This window comes from Clostridium nigeriense, assembly GCF_900086595.1.
In the GTDB taxonomy this organism is placed as follows: domain Bacteria; phylum Bacillota; class Clostridia; order Clostridiales; family Clostridiaceae; genus Clostridium; species Clostridium nigeriense.
The window spans coordinates 803,335-818,300 of the sequence record NZ_LT575472.1; the positions used below are offsets into that span (position 1 = coordinate 803,335).

Here is a 14,966-nt window from a genome sequence, read left to right on the forward strand (position 1 = left end):
GGAATTTATATATTGGTAAATGGAACAAAAAGATATATAATTATAATATAAGTATATACTTTTGTTATAATTTGTGCAAGGAGGAATATTATGTATCCAATTAGATTTGAAAATTTATATTATGAAAAAATATGGGGTGGAAGAGATTTTGAAGCCTTTAGAGATAATATGCCAGAGGGAGAAATTGGCGAAACTTGGGACATAGCATGTCATCCAAATGGAACAGGAATAGTTGCAAATGGTAAACTAAAAGGAGTTAAATTTGATGATTTAATAAGGAAATTTGGACATGACTTAGTTGGAAAAAAGGTAACTTTAGATAAATTTCCACTACTTATTAAGTTAATTAATTCAAAGGAAAAATTATCAGTTCAAGTTCATCCAGGAGATGAGTATGCAGCAAAATATGAAGGAGACTATGGAAAGACTGAAGCTTGGTATGTTATGGATGCAAAGCCGGGAGCTTCTTTAATAGTAGGAACTAAAAATTGTACTAAGGAAGAATTTGAAGAAGCAATAAAAAATAATAAAGTAGAAGATTGTTTAAATAAGATAGAAGTAAAAAAAGGTGATTGTTTCTTAATAAATAGTGGATTAGTACATGCTATTTGTGAAGGAGTAATAATTGCAGAAATACAGCAAAATAGTGATGTTACTTATAGAGTTTATGATTATGGAAGACCAAGAGAAATTCATGTAGAAAAAGCTTTAGATGTTATAAATTTTAACCTTCAATGTGAAAATTTAAGTGAAAAAGAAGAAGTTTCGCATGATGGATATTCTACTAGCTTACTTTGTAAGAATGAGTATTTTGGAATAGAGAAGATATCTATATCAAGAGAATATAGTGATTCAAGCGATGATGATAAATTTGATATGTACACTTGTGTTGAAGGTGAAGGAATTATTGAAGGAAACAAATTTTCAGAGGTTATTAAAATGGGAGATAGTTTCTTAATTCCAGCAAACTTAGGAGAATATAAAATAAAAGGAAATATAAAAGTTTTAAAAAGCTATCCAATAGTTTAGATTAATAAATTTTTAAGTACACTTGTTAATTTTGCATGGCCTTAGTTAGAGCTATTTAATAAGCAAAATTACATAAGTGTACTTTTTATTGTAGATATATATTTTATAAGATATAATATATATATTAATTAAAAGAGAGGGATAAGAAATATGACTAAATACGAGGAAATAGCTGCTTGTATAAAACAAAAGATAGCTGATGGAGAATACAAAGGAAATGATCAATTACCATTTGAAAAAGATTTATGTGAAATGTTTAATGCCAGTAAGATGACTGTAAAAAAAGCATTAGATTCTCTAGTAGCAGAAGGTTTAATCGTTAAAAGAAGAGGGGCAGGTACCTTTGTAAAAGATATTTCAAAAAACCAAATAGAAGATTTAGTTATAAAAAATCAATTTGCAGGATTAACCCATACAATGGCAGGACATAACATAAAAAGTATATTATTAGATTTTAAGATAATTAATGCAAGCAATATAGTTGCAGAAAATCTTAAAATAAATAAGGATGATTTTGTATGTTTTATACATAGAGTTAGATATGTAGATGGCAATGCAATGGTTATTGAGAAGACTTATATGCCTTTATATCTTTTTCCAACAATAAAAAAATCAGATGCAGAAGGCTCAATATATAGTTATATTGAAGAAGAATTAAATTACAAGATACAAAGTTCACACTCTACAGTAAGGGCTAGGAAATCTGATGATTTAGATAGGAAATACCTAGGATTAAAAAGTGATGAACCTGTATTAGAAGTTGAAAGAATAGGATATTTAGATAATGGAAAAGTATATGAATATTCTTTTTCTAGACATAGATATGATAGTCATGAATTTAAAGCTATAATTATTAGATAATTATAGCTTTTTTTATTTATATATATAAGTTCAAAGAATATTAATATATATTAATTAGGTAAAAGTATAGACATATTATTGAGAGGTAGATATAATTTAGGTATAAGGAATAGAGGAGGAAAAACAAATGAGTAGAAAAAATATTTTTCCAAAGGGATTTTGGTGGGGATCAGCAACATCAGGACCACAAAGTGAAGGAGATTTTAATAAGAAAAATAAAAATATATTTGATTATTGGTATGAAATAGAACCAGAAGCTTTTTTTGATAATGTTGGACCAGTAATAGCATCTAATTTTTATAATTCATATAAAGAAGACATAGCTATGATTAAGGAGATAGGATTAAATAGTTTAAGAACATCAATACAATGGACTCGTTTAATAAAGAATTTTGAAACAGCAGAAGTTGATGAAGATGGAGTAAAGTTTTATAATAATGTTATAGATGAAATTATTAAAAATGGAATGACACCAGTAATTAACTTACATCATTTTGATTTACCAATAGAATTATATGAAAAATATGGTGGGTGGGAATCAAAACATGTTGTAGATTTATTTGTTAAATTTGCTAAGGTAGCTTTTGAGTTGTTTGGAGATAAAGTTAAACATTGGACAACTTTTAATGAGCCTATAGTAGTAGTTGAAGGAGAATACCTATATCAATTTCATTACCCTAAATTAGTAGATGGAAAAAAAGCTATGCAAGTGCTATATAATCTAAATTTAGCTTCTGCTAAAGCTATTAAGGTATTTAAGGAAGGTGGATATGGAAAGGATAATGGACAAATAGGAATTATATTAAATTTAACTCCTGCATATCCTAGAGATGAAAATAATGAAGAAGATTTAAAAGCATCTAAAATAGCAGATGACTTCTTTAACAATTCATTTTTAGATCCAGCTGTAAAAGGTGAATTTCCAAAGAATCTTGTAAAGCTTTTAGAGGAAGAAAAAGTTATATGGGAATCTACAGAGGAAGAATTAGAAATAATTAAAAACAATACTATAGACTTTTTAGGTGTGAATTATTACCAGCCAAGAAGGGTAAAAGCAAAAGAAAGCCAATTTGATTATTCAAGAGGCTGGATGCCAGATAAATACTTCGATAATTATGAAATGCCAGGAAGAAGAATGAATCCATATAGGGGTTGGGAAATTTATCCTGAGGCTATGTATGATATAGCAATCAATATAAGAGATAATTACAATAATATACCATGGTATATATCAGAAAATGGTATGGGAGTTGAAGGTGAAGAAAAATATATAAATTCTGAAGGTTATATAGAAGATGACTACAGAATAGAATTTATCAAGGAACATTTAGTTAACCTAAATAAAGCAATAGAAGAAGGCGCTAATTGTTTTGGATATCATACGTGGACTCCTATTGATTGCTGGTCTTGGACTAATGCTTACAAGAATAGATATGGGTTTATCGCAGTAGATTTAAAAACACAAAAGAAAACTATTAAAAAATCAGGAAGATGGATAGAAGAAGTTTCTAAAAATAATAGTTTTTAAATGGACATATAATGGTCATAAAAATGGAGAATGAGGGAGAAGAGAAATGAGCAAGTATCTTATATTTGACATTGGCGGAAGTAGTGTTAAACATGCTATCATGACTGAAGAAGGAGAATTTATTACTAAAGGAAGTTATAAATCAGAAAGAAATAACTTTGATGTATTTAAAGCTTCTATGATAGAGGAAATTGAAAAAGCTAAGAAAAATTATAACATAGAAGGAGTAGCAATTAGTGCTCCTGGTGGAGTAAATAGTGATACTGGCTTTATCGGTGGAAATAGTGCATTACCTTGTATCCATGGACCTAACTTTAAAAAAATATTTGGAGAAGATTTAGGGATTAAATTAGAACTAGAAAATGATGCAAATTGCGCTGCTTTAGGTGAGGTTTGGAAAGGTGCTGCAAAGGATAATAATGATGTGCTTTTTATTGTATGCGGAACAGGAATAGGTGGAGCTGTAATAAAGGATAAGAAAATTCATAAAGGTAATAACCTTCATGGAGGAGAGTTTGGTTACTTAGTTTTAAATTGTGAAAGAAAAGGAAAAGATTCTACTTTTATAACATGGAGTAATCTAGCCTCAACAGGTGCATTAGTAAAAGAAATTGCAGAAATTAAGGGAATATCAGAATTTGAGATAGATGGAAAGAAAATATTTGAGTTAGCTGAAAATGGAGATGAAGATTGCATAAAGGCTATAGATAATTTCTATTTTAATAATGCTTTAGGAGTATTTAACTTACAGTATATTTATGATCCAGAAAAAATAGTTATTGGTGGCGCTATTAGTAGTAGAGAAGATTTCATAGAAAAGATAAATGAAAAATTAGATATAATCATTAATAATATCAAGATTGCTAAGGTAAGACCTATAATTGAAAAATGCAAATTTGAAAATGATGCAAACCTTTTAGGTGCCCTATTTAATTTTTTGCAAAGAAATAAATAAGAATTATTAACCAAGAAGTATTAAAAAAACTTCTTGGTTTTTTACTATTTATAAAGGTATTTACATATAAATATTGATAAAAATATAGGTTTTGATATATATTTATAAAGTACATATAATATTTAACATAACAAAAGTATATTTATAATAAATAAAAGTATAGACATTTATAAAAAATGGGTGTAGAATATAAATGAGGGAAACGTTTTCGAATAATAAATAAAAAAAGGTATAATTTGAGGAGGAAAGGGTATGAAAAAAAGACTAATAAGTGTAATGTGTTTATCAATTTTTGCAGCTACATTATTTGCTGGATGTGGCTCAAAAGATACTTCTAACAAGGAAGGAGTTACATTAAAAGTTTTAACCCACAGAACTGATATCATCGATACAACTTTAAAGAAAATTGGTGATGAGTATTTTGAGAAGACAGGAGTAAAAGTTGAATGGGAAGGAATCACTGATTACGAAGGTGTTGTAAAGACAAGAATGAACACTGATGATTATGGTGATGTACTTAATGTTTTACCTGCAATTACAAGTACAGAATTGTCTCAATTCTTTGAACCATTAGGAACAGTAGACGAGTTAAAAGATTATGAAGGTGTTACTCAAAGAGCAGATGGTGGTAAAGTTTATGGGTTACCAAACGGTTTAGGAGCAACAGGAATAGTTTATAATAAAAAAGTTGTAGCAGAGGCTGGATATAATGAGTTTCCAAAAACATTAGATGAGCTTTATGATTTAGCGGACAAGCTTGCTAAAATGGGTGGAGTAGTTCCACTAGCAATTAACTCTAAAGATAAATGGCCATTAGGTCAATATGATTCAGTTGCTTCAGTAGCATATGGAACTCCATATTATTATAGAGATATGGGTAAAATGGATGATGCTTTATTAGCAGGAAAACCAACAGGTGATGTTTTAGAAATTCTTTATAAATTTGTAAGTAGTGGATGGGTAGAACAAGATTTAACTACTACTAACTGGGAACAATCAAAATCAGATATGGCAAATGGTAAAATTGCTATGATGGCTTTAGGTATGTGGGCAGTTCCACAAATTCAAGGATTAGCCTCTAATCCAGAAGATATTGGTATAGCACCATTCCCTGTAAATAATAGTGGTAAGTTAAAAGCAGAAGCTGGTCCAGACCAATTCCTAGCAGTAAGTGCACATTCAAAACATAAAGAAGAAGCAATAGACTTTGTTAAATTCTACACTACATCAGGATATGCTGATAGTGAAGGATTAATCCCAGCTAAAAAGGGACAAGAATCTAAAAATCCTGTAGTTAAAGGATACCAAGATTCAGGAGTTGAATTATTACTTGCAGATCCATCAGAAGCAGATCCAGCAGCAAGTGATAAAACAACAGAAATAGCAAACAATGCAGGATTTAAATTCTGGGAAGGTTCTTATATTCAAGAAGCAGTTATTGCAGCTAAAAAGAGTCGTGCAGACTTTGAAGCAGTAGTTAAGAAATATAATGATGCTTGGAATAAGAGTAAGGCAGCAGCAAATTAATAAATAGAATTTTAAATTTCAGTTTAGGACAAAGTGTCCTAAACTGAAATTGTTATTATAAATGGGAGGATAGAACCGTGTTTAGTAAGCTAGATTATAAATATCAAAGAAGAATCATAATAGTATTATTTCTAATAGTGCCACTAACATTTTTATTATTATTTACTTATTTACCAGCAATAAACATGATATCTTATAGTTTTACTAGTTGGAAGGGGTATGGAAACAAAACTTTTGTTGGACTTAAAAATTATATTGATATTTTCAGTAACCCAGAAACCTTTGCAGTTTTTAAGAATAGTATTTACTACTTTGTTGGAGGAATCATTCAGTTAATATTAGCTTTTTACTTAGCAGTAGTAGTTAATTCAAAGCTAAAGGCAAAGAATTTTTTTAAATCAATTTTCTTTTTCCCATATCTAATTAATGGTGTTGCAATTTCTTTAATGTTCTTATTCTTCTTTCAACCAGAGGGGACTTTAGATACAGTTTTAAGAACTATAGGACTTCAAGGTGTAATTACTCAATGGCTTGGAAATGAAAACGTAGTTAACTATTCATTAGCATTTACTTCAGTTTGGAGATACATAGGATATAGCTTTATAATATTCTTAGGAGCAATGCAATCAGTACCTACTGAAGTTTTAGAAGCAGCAGAAATAGATGGAGCAGGGGAATGGCATAAGATTAAATATATATTAGTTCCATCAGTAAAAAATATCATTAAATTAAACTTAATTCTTAATATTTCAGGAGCAATTTCAGTATTTGAAATTCCATATATTATGACAGGTGGAGCAAATGGAAGTTCAACCTTTGTTATAGAAACAATGAATACAGCCTTTAAGTTTAACCAAGTAGGTAAAGCTTCAGCAATGGCAGTAATAGTAATGGTTATAGTAGCAATAGTAGCATTAATTCAAAATATTTTCTTTAAGGAGGAAAAATAATGAGTGATATAGACGTACGTAAATCAAAAATTAGACAAATAGCTTGGTCAATAACTAAGTATGCTTCGTGTATATTGGCAGCTCTAATTTTTATACTTCCAATATTAACTATTTTTCTAGCATCCTTTAAAGAATACGATGAGTTTTATACAACTAGTAAGTTATCATTACCAGAAAATTTATTTAACTTTTCTAATTATGTAAAAGCTTTTATAGATGGAGGAATGCTTAGAGGCTTTATGAATACTGCATTTATAATGGTAATATCATTAACAGGTGCGATACTTATGGGCGCTATGGTAGCCTTTGTGCTTCAAAGATTTGATTTTAAGTTAAAAAAGGCAATTTTACTTATATACTTATTTCCAATGTTCCTACCAATGGTAACAACTCAAGTTGCAACTTTCCAAATAGTATCAAAGCTTGGGCTTTATAATACCATTTGGGCACCAATAATCTTATACTTAGGTGCTGATGTAATGAGTATTTATATAATGATGCAATTTATGGAATCTATTCCTATAGCTAACGATGAAGCAGCTATGCTAGATGGGGCATCATATATATATATATTTAATAGATTAATATTACCACTATTAAAACCAGCAATAGCAACCATAATAATTTTAAGAGGTGTAGGTATTTATAATGACTTCTATACACCATTCTTATATGCACCAGCTCAAGAGCTTGGAACAGTTGCTACATCACTATATAAGTTTATAGGACCTTATGGTGGACAATGGAATGTAATTGCAGCAGGTGTAATTTTAATAATGATTCCAACTGCAATAGTATTTATACTATTACAAAAATATATTTACAATGGATTTGTTGACGGAGCAGTTAAATAGAGAGGATGCTATGGAAAATAAGACTTTTAAATTTATAAATACACTTTATGTAATAATGATAACAAATATAATGGCAGTGATATTTTTAGCTTTAGGGTTATTATCCTTTAGTTTAGTACCTGTAATCTTTACTGTTATTGAAATTATGAAAGAATTAATAGATGGAGAACTTGATGGGTACTCAGGTATAATAAAATATTTTAGTTCTAAGATATTTACTAATATAAAAAAGTATAAAAAAGAAGAAATAATAACAGGAATATACACATTAATTTTAATTATAGCTATATTTATGTTGAAAAGAGTTAATCATCCCTTTGCAACTAGTTTAAACATATTATTTATGTATATATTTGCAATGATAAGTATATATTGGGGATTTTATGCTCTTATAAATGTAGTTCAAGATAAAAATTATAAATATTTAAATGTATTAGGAGTAATGTTTAAAAATCCTAAAATACTATTAATTTCAGTATTACTTTTTATTATTTTAATATTTGTTGGAATTGCAATGAAGGAATTTTTAGTCTTATTTTCATTTAGCTTATATGGATTTCTATTTATAAAAATGAACTATAGACTTGAAAAATAATATATGAAGAGGTTGTATAAGGGATATGATAGATAACTTTGAGATAAAAAGCTTTAACTTTGTAACATGGAATTGGGAAAAGGATATAGTTGTTAAAGATGTAAAAAAAGAAATAGATTATCAAGTAGAAAATTGCTATATAAATACAATAACTTTTGCATTTGCAGCTTATCAAGAGCATTGTTATTCAACTGAAATTCATTGGCAAGGTAGCCATATGCCAAAGGAAAAAGAATTAGTTGAATTGATAAGATATGCACAAGAGAAAGGTCTTAAAGTGATTTTAAAACCCATGATAAATGTTTCAGACGGTTATTGGAGAGCTTATATTAGATTTTTCGATGAAGATGTTCCATGTGAACCAAAATGGAAGGATTGGTTTAATAATTATAATGAGTATTTAACTAATTATGCTAAACTTTCTGAAATATATAATGTTGATATGCTTATAATAGGCTGTGAACTAGTTGGGACTGATCATAGAGAAGGTGAATGGAGATACCTAATTAAAGAGTTAAGAAAATTATATAAAGGAAAGTTAACATATAATTGTGATAAGTACCAAGAACATAATATAAATTGGTGGGATGATTTAGATTATATATCTTCTTCAGGATACTATCCTGTTGGAAGTATAAGAAGTGAACTTAAAAGAATAGAAGCTGTAGTTAAAAGATTTAATAAGCCATTTTTCTTTTCAGAGGCAGGATGTCCAGCAGTTAAAGATGCTAGTAAGGCTCCTAATGATTGGACTATAATTTTAAATGGTATTCCAAGTGAAGATGAACAATGCAGTTTTTATGAAGAATTATTTAATGAAAGTATTGATTCAGGTTTTGTTAAAGGATTTTGTTTTTGGGACTGGCCAATGAAATCTCCAAAGAAAAATGAAGAAGTATTTAAAAAAGACTATTGTGTTAAATTTAAAAAATCTGAAAAAATTATTGCTAAAAATTTTAAAGCTATTTAGAGAGTTATATTACTAATGGAACTTTTTATAGGTAATATTATTTCAGTAAAGTAGAGAATGAGAGAGTATAGTTATGTTAAAGTATGTTGAGATTTCTAATGATATAAGAAATAAAATAATAGATGGTATATATTTACCTAATGAAAAGCTACCATATGAAAAAGATATTTGTGATGAGTATAACTCAAGTAAGATGACTGTGAAAAAAGCCTTAGATATACTAGTAGCAGAAGGATTATTAGTAAAAAGAAGAGGTAGTGGTACCTTTGTAAAGGATATAAATCCAAAGGAAAGGGATAATTTAATAGCATCTACTCAATTTAGAGGTTTATCTTCATTTTATGCAAATCATAAAGTTGAAAGTATAATTTTAACTTATAAAGTTATTAACCCAGATAAAAATATCTCTAAAAAATTGTTGGTAAATGAAGAGGATTTTGTTTATCAAATAATAAGAGTTAGATCAGTTGATGGGGTATATGCAGTAATAGAAGAAATGTATATGCCAATTCAAATAATTCCTGGTTTAAAAAAGAAGCATTTGTATGGTTCTATATATGAGTACATAGAAAGAATACTTAAATTAAAGATACAAAGTGCTCATAGAACAATTACAGTTAAAAAAGCCACAGACTATGAGATAAAACATTTGAATGTTAAGGAAAATGATCCTTTAGGAATAATAGAGCAAGTGGCATATTTAGATAATGGGCAAGCTTTTGAATATTCAATAGTTACCCATAGGTGCGAAGAATTTAAAGTAAATACAGTTGTATTTAGGTAATGTTATAAGTTCTATATATTAATAATCATGGAGTGAAAAATGGGGAATATTAGTAAAGTTAAATATATTATTAGTATAGATATAGGTGGGACAAATATTAGGGCTGCTTTATTAGATGAGGAAAGACATATATTAGAAAAAATTAAAATAAAAAATGAAGTGGATAATGGTCCAGAATACAATTTAAGTAAGATTGTAAACCATATAAATGAAAAATGGTTATCAAAGGGGATAAAAGGCATAGGAATTGGGTGTCCAGGACCTTTAGATATTAAGTCAGGAACAATATTAAGGGCTCCAAACCTAAGGAGTTGGGATAATTTTAATGTGAAGAAATATTTTGAAGAAAATACTTCTCTAAAAACAGAAGTTAATAATGATGCTAATGTAGCAGGATTAGCTGAAGCTATGGTAGGTTCTGCAAAAGGAGCAGAAAGTGTATTTTATATTACTGTTTCAACAGGCGTAGGTGGTGCACTAATAATTGACAATAAAATAATTAATGGCGCAAATAGTTTTGCAGGAGAAATATGCAATTTAATCATAAATGAAGATAAATACAGTCATTCAGGCTTAGTAAATGGTGGTCTTGAAGGACAGTGCAGTGGACCTAATATTTCTAGATTAGCAAGTGAAAAATTAGGAAGAAAAATTGATACACCAGAAGTTTTTGAGCTATATAAAAATAACAATACAGAGATTATAGAAATTATAGATAATCTATGTGAAAATTTATCTAAGGGAATTTGCAATATAATTTCTATAGTTGATCCAGAAGTAATAGTTCTTGGAGGCTCAGTTATTTTATATAATCTAAGTATTGTAGAAATAATTAAAGAAAAGGTAAAAGAAAAAGTAATAAATAAAGATTCTGTAGATATAAGAGTAGCTAAAATTGGTGATGATTCAGGGCTTAGAGGTGCAGGATTCTTAATAAAATAATATATAATGTATTTTTAGAGGGGCTCTTTTATTAAAGGGCCCCTCTATTTTTATTTATAAACTATATAATAGAAAATATATTTATAGTTTATATTATATAGATAGATATATTGTTGAATACTAGTTATTATTTAGGTAAAATAATAGTTATATATATAGTGTAAAATGTATAAAAAGAATGTGTGTTATGGAGAGTTTGTATATGATAAGAATTGCCATTTGTGATGATCAAGATGTTTTTCGAGAGATAATAAAAGAAAAAATATGTAGAGTATGCAGAAATGAAAATATAAAAATTGAAATAGATTGCTATAAATCTGGGGATGATTTAATTAAAACCTTGAAAAAAGATAATTTTGTTTATGATATTTTATTTTTAGATATATTAATGAATGAAATTGATGGAATTGAGACAGCAAAGGAAATAAGAAAGTTTGATAATAGAATGCAAATTATTTTTTGTACAAGCTCCAGTGAGTATATATTACAAGGATATGAGGTAGAAGCTATTGGATACTTTATAAAGGGTGAGGATGATACAAAGCTTCGGGAGATACTTAAAAGAGCAATAGAAAAAACTAATAGAATTTATGATGAATATATTTTGATAAACTTAAAGAACTCAATAAGAACCATATATTTAAAGGACATAGAATTTATAGAGATTTCCAATAGAACACTTAGCATACATACTACAAATGAAATCATAGATTTTAATGGCAAAATGCAGGAAATGTTAGATATGCTAAAAGATAAAAGTTTTATATTAACTCATAGGTCATATTTAGTTAATATATCAAAGATAAAAGATATTACACCTACTAGTATTATAGTTAAATCAGGAAAAGAAATTTTATTAAGTAGGTTAAGAAGTAAAGTAGTAAAAGAAGCTTATTTAGATTATATATTTTTAGAAAATAGGTGGAAATAAATGGAGGAAAAATTAATATACATAAGTATAATATCTATATTAACATCTATATTAATTATTTCAATTTTTATAATAATTAATTATAGAAATAAAATCAAAATTTATATTGATAAAAAAGAAGCTATAGAAAATCAGTATTACATGCAACTTAAGCATTATGATACATATACAAACAATTATAATAAATATAGAAAATTTAAACATGATATAAAAAATCATTTAATTATATTAGATATATTAATGAATAAAAATGAATATGAAAAAGCTAGAGACTATTTAAAAACAATAGAAGAAGAATTTGAAAGTATAAATATAGTAAACTACACAAATAATATAATGTTAGATTCAATATTATATAATATAAATGAAATTTGTAAAATGAAATCTATAGATTTTAAAGTAAAGGTTAATATTGATACTAATAAAAATAATAAAATACAAGATTTTATAGAATTTCTTACATATAGTTTATATAAATTTATAGAAATAGTTGAAAAAGAAGAATATAAAAAAGAAATAATATGTGAGATAAAGGGAAATGAAAAAAATTTACTACTATATCTAAATACAATATCCATAAATAATTATAACAAATTTTTTGTTGATGATATTGTGTATAAATTGAAAGAAAAGGCCAAATATTTAAATTTAACAATTGAATTTAAAAGAAATAATAATTTTGCTATTAGGTGTTTATTATAGTTTAAAGTCATTTTACACCATAAAATAATCATTTTATGATAAAAATGAAAAATTCATAAAAAATCATAGTATATTAATTTTAAGAGTAGTTAGGAGTTGTATAAAGAAAATAAACCCAATCCCAAATCTACATTTTTTAATATTTATTTAAACCCTAAACACAATGCAACTCCTAATATAAATAGATTATTACATAAGTATTAAATAAAATTTTAATTTTTAGGATAAAGATATGGAAAATTATATAATATCAAATAAAAAGAAATATAAAAATAAGTTGATTTTTTTATCAATATTAATAACTATAGTTTTAATAATGACTATAGGTATTTTTATTTATTATATAAGAAGTATTTTAATAAAAGATGCATATATACTTTTAGAATCTAGTTCAGTTCAGGAATCCACATCTATAGAAAATTTATTTAACTCAAAAAAAGAAAATTTAAAGTCAATTTCTAATATAGAATCTATAAGTAATCCTCAAATAAGTAAAGAAGAAAAAATAAAATTATTAAAATATGAAGTTGAAAATAGAGGCTTTAAAAGAATAGGAATATCTGATTTAAATGGAAATGTTATTACAACTGATAATAGAACTTATTCTGTGAAAAATAGATGGGACTATAAACAAATAATGTTAGGAAAAGAATTTGTTTATCAGAAAACTGTTGATTTAATAGATAATGATAATATATTTATTAGTACAGTTCCTATAACTTTTAATAATGAAGTTCAAGGAATTCTTTTTTCAACAGACTCAATAGATAATTTTTTTAATTTATCTAATAAAGAAAATTATTTTGGCAACCTATCAACTTATATAATAAGTTCAGAGGGAGAAATTCTAGCTAAAAACGGAGATTTTAATATTACTAAAAATCAATTATTAGAAAAAATAAATCTTGAAAAAGATAGATATTATAATGATAAAATAAATTTATATTCAAAGGATGAAAGTGATGATCATTCTATAGCTTTAATTGAATGTGATGATGAAGAATATTATGTTGGATATTCTAAAATAGAAAACTCAAGAGAACTTTTTGTTCTAGTAGCAGTTCCAAAGAAAATGGTATTATCTAATTCAAATAAAATATTACTTGCTAGTACAGTATTAGTATCTATAATAGTTATTTTAGTTCTATTATATTTTTTTATAATAGGTAGATTTAACAAAAGATATATGGAACTTGAAAAAGCAAACATTGCTAAAAAAATTTTCTTAGCTAATATAAGCCATGAAATTAGAACACCTCTTAGTGGAATAATAGGATTAACTTCTATAGCAAAAAAAATAAATGAAAATGAGAAGGTTAATTTTTATTTGAAAAAAGTAGAAAGTATGTCCTATCATCTTTTAGGTTTAATAAATGATGTATTAGATATATCTAAAATTGAAGCTAATCAAATAAAAATAAACAACTGTAAATTCAATTTAATAGATTTAGTAGATAGTATTAATATTATAGTTAAAGATAAAATAGAAAATAAGAAGCAAAAATATAGAGTAGATATAGAAGGTGTAGAAAAAATTAATTTATTTGGAGATGAGACGAAGATAAAACAAATACTTATAAATCTATTAGTTAATTCTATAAAGTTTACTCATGAAAACGGTAGGATAAATTTATTAATTAAGATAGTAGACAAAGATGAAATAAATAATAAAGTTAAGGTAAAATTTGAGGTAAGTGATAATGGAATTGGAATAAGTGAAGAATTTAAAAGTAAGTTATTTGATCCTTTTGCGCAAGAAGATAATTTATACAGCAGAAAATTTGATGGAAGTGGTTTGGGATTATTTATATGTAAAAGGCTTATAACAGCCATGGATAGCGAGTTAATAGTAGATAGTAAGGTAAATAAAGGAAGTATATTTAGATTTTCATTATGGATTCCTATATATGAAGAAAATAAAGTTAAAATAAAAAACACTTTAGATATAGATGCATTAAAAAATAAGAATATTTTATTAGTAGAAGACAATGAAGTAAATAGGATTATAGCAATTGAAGTTTTTGAAGAAATGGGATTTAAGGTAGAGTGTGCAAGTAATGGTAAAGAAGGAATAAAGAAATTTTTAGAATCTGATATAGACCACTTTAGTTATATATTTATGGATATACAAATGCCAATAATGGATGGATATGAGGCAACTAAACAAATTAGAAATAGTAACAGATATGATTCTAAAACAGTAAAAATAATAGCTATTACAGCAAACTCATTTATAGATAATGAGAATGAGGTAATTAAATCCGGTATGAACTCATATATAGTAAAACCAATTAGTAAAGAAAATATATTAAATTCATTAACAAGTTTATAAAAAATA

The 14,966-nt window shown here is 26.6% G+C and carries 14 protein-coding genes; all 14 read left to right on the forward strand.

Annotated features, from left to right (window positions below):
• Positions 1-90 precede the first annotated feature (90 nt).
• The 14 genes from BN6774_RS04150 (at position 91) to BN6774_RS04215 (ending at position 14,960) form a co-directional block, all read left to right on the forward strand.
• On the forward strand, positions 91-1,029 hold the full coding sequence (locus tag BN6774_RS04150; RefSeq protein ID WP_066890319.1) for a type I phosphomannose isomerase catalytic subunit: 939 nt from the start codon (positions 91-93) through the stop codon (positions 1,027-1,029).
• A 150-nt stretch (positions 1,030-1,179) separates the two neighbouring features.
• Complete coding sequence (locus BN6774_RS04155) at positions 1,180-1,890, forward strand: GntR family transcriptional regulator (RefSeq protein WP_066890321.1); 711 nt, start codon at positions 1,180-1,182, stop codon at positions 1,888-1,890.
• Positions 1,891-2,017: 127 nt separating this feature from the next.
• Positions 2,018-3,418: a glycoside hydrolase family 1 protein gene (locus BN6774_RS04160; protein WP_066890323.1), complete on the forward strand. Its 1,401-nt coding sequence runs from the start codon at positions 2,018-2,020 to the stop codon at positions 3,416-3,418.
• Positions 3,419-3,464: 46 nt separating this feature from the next.
• Positions 3,465-4,373, forward strand: coding sequence for an ROK family protein (locus tag BN6774_RS04165; RefSeq protein WP_066890325.1), 909 nt, complete (start codon positions 3,465-3,467; stop codon positions 4,371-4,373).
• A 252-nt stretch (positions 4,374-4,625) separates the two neighbouring features.
• Positions 4,626-5,900 carry an ABC transporter substrate-binding protein gene (locus BN6774_RS04170; RefSeq protein WP_066890327.1) on the forward strand — a complete coding sequence of 425 codons (1,275 nt, stop codon included), beginning with the start codon at positions 4,626-4,628 and terminating at the stop codon, positions 5,898-5,900.
• Between the two features lie 77 nt (positions 5,901-5,977).
• The gene (locus BN6774_RS04175) at positions 5,978-6,850 is read left to right on the forward strand and encodes a carbohydrate ABC transporter permease (protein WP_066890329.1); all 873 of its coding nucleotides are present in this window, start codon (positions 5,978-5,980) and stop codon (positions 6,848-6,850) included.
• Positions 6,850-7,704, forward strand: a complete 855-nt coding sequence (locus BN6774_RS04180; RefSeq protein WP_066890331.1) for a carbohydrate ABC transporter permease — start codon at positions 6,850-6,852, stop codon at positions 7,702-7,704. Before BN6774_RS04175 ends, BN6774_RS04180 begins: the two co-directional genes overlap by 1 nt.
• 10 nt (positions 7,705-7,714) lie before the next feature.
• The gene (locus tag BN6774_RS04185; protein ID WP_066890333.1) at positions 7,715-8,299 is read left to right on the forward strand and encodes a hypothetical protein; all 585 of its coding nucleotides are present in this window, start codon (positions 7,715-7,717) and stop codon (positions 8,297-8,299) included.
• A 25-nt stretch (positions 8,300-8,324) separates the two neighbouring features.
• Positions 8,325-9,269 (forward strand): glycoside hydrolase family 113, encoded by a 945-nt coding sequence (locus BN6774_RS04190; protein ID WP_066890335.1) that lies wholly within the window; start codon positions 8,325-8,327, stop codon positions 9,267-9,269.
• Positions 9,270-9,342: 73 nt separating this feature from the next.
• A complete protein-coding gene (locus tag BN6774_RS04195) occupies positions 9,343-10,053 on the forward strand; it encodes a GntR family transcriptional regulator (RefSeq protein WP_066890337.1) in 711 nt (236 codons plus the stop codon).
• A gap of 39 nt (positions 10,054-10,092) precedes the next feature.
• Positions 10,093-10,995 carry an ROK family protein gene (locus BN6774_RS04200; RefSeq protein WP_066890339.1) on the forward strand — a complete coding sequence of 301 codons (903 nt, stop codon included), beginning with the start codon at positions 10,093-10,095 and terminating at the stop codon, positions 10,993-10,995.
• Positions 10,996-11,197: 202 nt separating this feature from the next.
• A complete protein-coding gene (locus tag BN6774_RS04205; RefSeq protein WP_066890341.1) occupies positions 11,198-11,926 on the forward strand; it encodes a LytR/AlgR family response regulator transcription factor in 729 nt (242 codons plus the stop codon).
• Positions 11,927-12,628 (forward strand): hypothetical protein, encoded by a 702-nt coding sequence (locus tag BN6774_RS04210; protein ID WP_066890342.1) that lies wholly within the window; start codon positions 11,927-11,929, stop codon positions 12,626-12,628. It begins immediately after the preceding gene.
• A 232-nt stretch (positions 12,629-12,860) separates the two neighbouring features.
• Positions 12,861-14,960, forward strand: a complete 2,100-nt coding sequence (locus tag BN6774_RS04215; protein ID WP_066890344.1) for a hybrid sensor histidine kinase/response regulator — start codon at positions 12,861-12,863, stop codon at positions 14,958-14,960.
• The last annotated feature ends 6 nt before the right edge of the window (positions 14,961-14,966 follow it).

Excerpts from the sequence above, each read along its gene's own strand:
- BN6774_RS04150 (WP_066890319.1), top strand. The coding sequence starts at position 91 with ATGTATCCAATTAGATTTGAAAATTTATATTATGAAAAAATATGGGGT.
- BN6774_RS04155 (WP_066890321.1), top strand. The coding sequence starts at position 1,180 with ATGACTAAATACGAGGAAATAGCTGCTTGTATAAAACAAAAGATAGCT.
- BN6774_RS04160 (WP_066890323.1), top strand. The coding sequence starts at position 2,018 with ATGAGTAGAAAAAATATTTTTCCAAAGGGATTTTGGTGGGGATCAGCA.
- BN6774_RS04165 (WP_066890325.1), top strand. The coding sequence starts at position 3,465 with ATGAGCAAGTATCTTATATTTGACATTGGCGGAAGTAGTGTTAAACAT.
- BN6774_RS04170 (WP_066890327.1), top strand. The coding sequence starts at position 4,626 with ATGAAAAAAAGACTAATAAGTGTAATGTGTTTATCAATTTTTGCAGCT.
- BN6774_RS04180 (WP_066890331.1), top strand. The coding sequence starts at position 6,850 with ATGAGTGATATAGACGTACGTAAATCAAAAATTAGACAAATAGCTTGG.
- BN6774_RS04185 (WP_066890333.1), top strand. The coding sequence starts at position 7,715 with ATGGAAAATAAGACTTTTAAATTTATAAATACACTTTATGTAATAATG.
- BN6774_RS04190 (WP_066890335.1), top strand. The coding sequence starts at position 8,325 with ATGATAGATAACTTTGAGATAAAAAGCTTTAACTTTGTAACATGGAAT.
- BN6774_RS04195 (WP_066890337.1), top strand. The coding sequence starts at position 9,343 with ATGTTAAAGTATGTTGAGATTTCTAATGATATAAGAAATAAAATAATA.
- BN6774_RS04200 (WP_066890339.1), top strand. The coding sequence starts at position 10,093 with ATGGGGAATATTAGTAAAGTTAAATATATTATTAGTATAGATATAGGT.
- BN6774_RS04205 (WP_066890341.1), top strand. The coding sequence starts at position 11,198 with ATGATAAGAATTGCCATTTGTGATGATCAAGATGTTTTTCGAGAGATA.
- BN6774_RS04210 (WP_066890342.1), top strand. The coding sequence starts at position 11,927 with ATGGAGGAAAAATTAATATACATAAGTATAATATCTATATTAACATCT.
- BN6774_RS04215 (WP_066890344.1), top strand. The coding sequence starts at position 12,861 with ATGGAAAATTATATAATATCAAATAAAAAGAAATATAAAAATAAGTTG.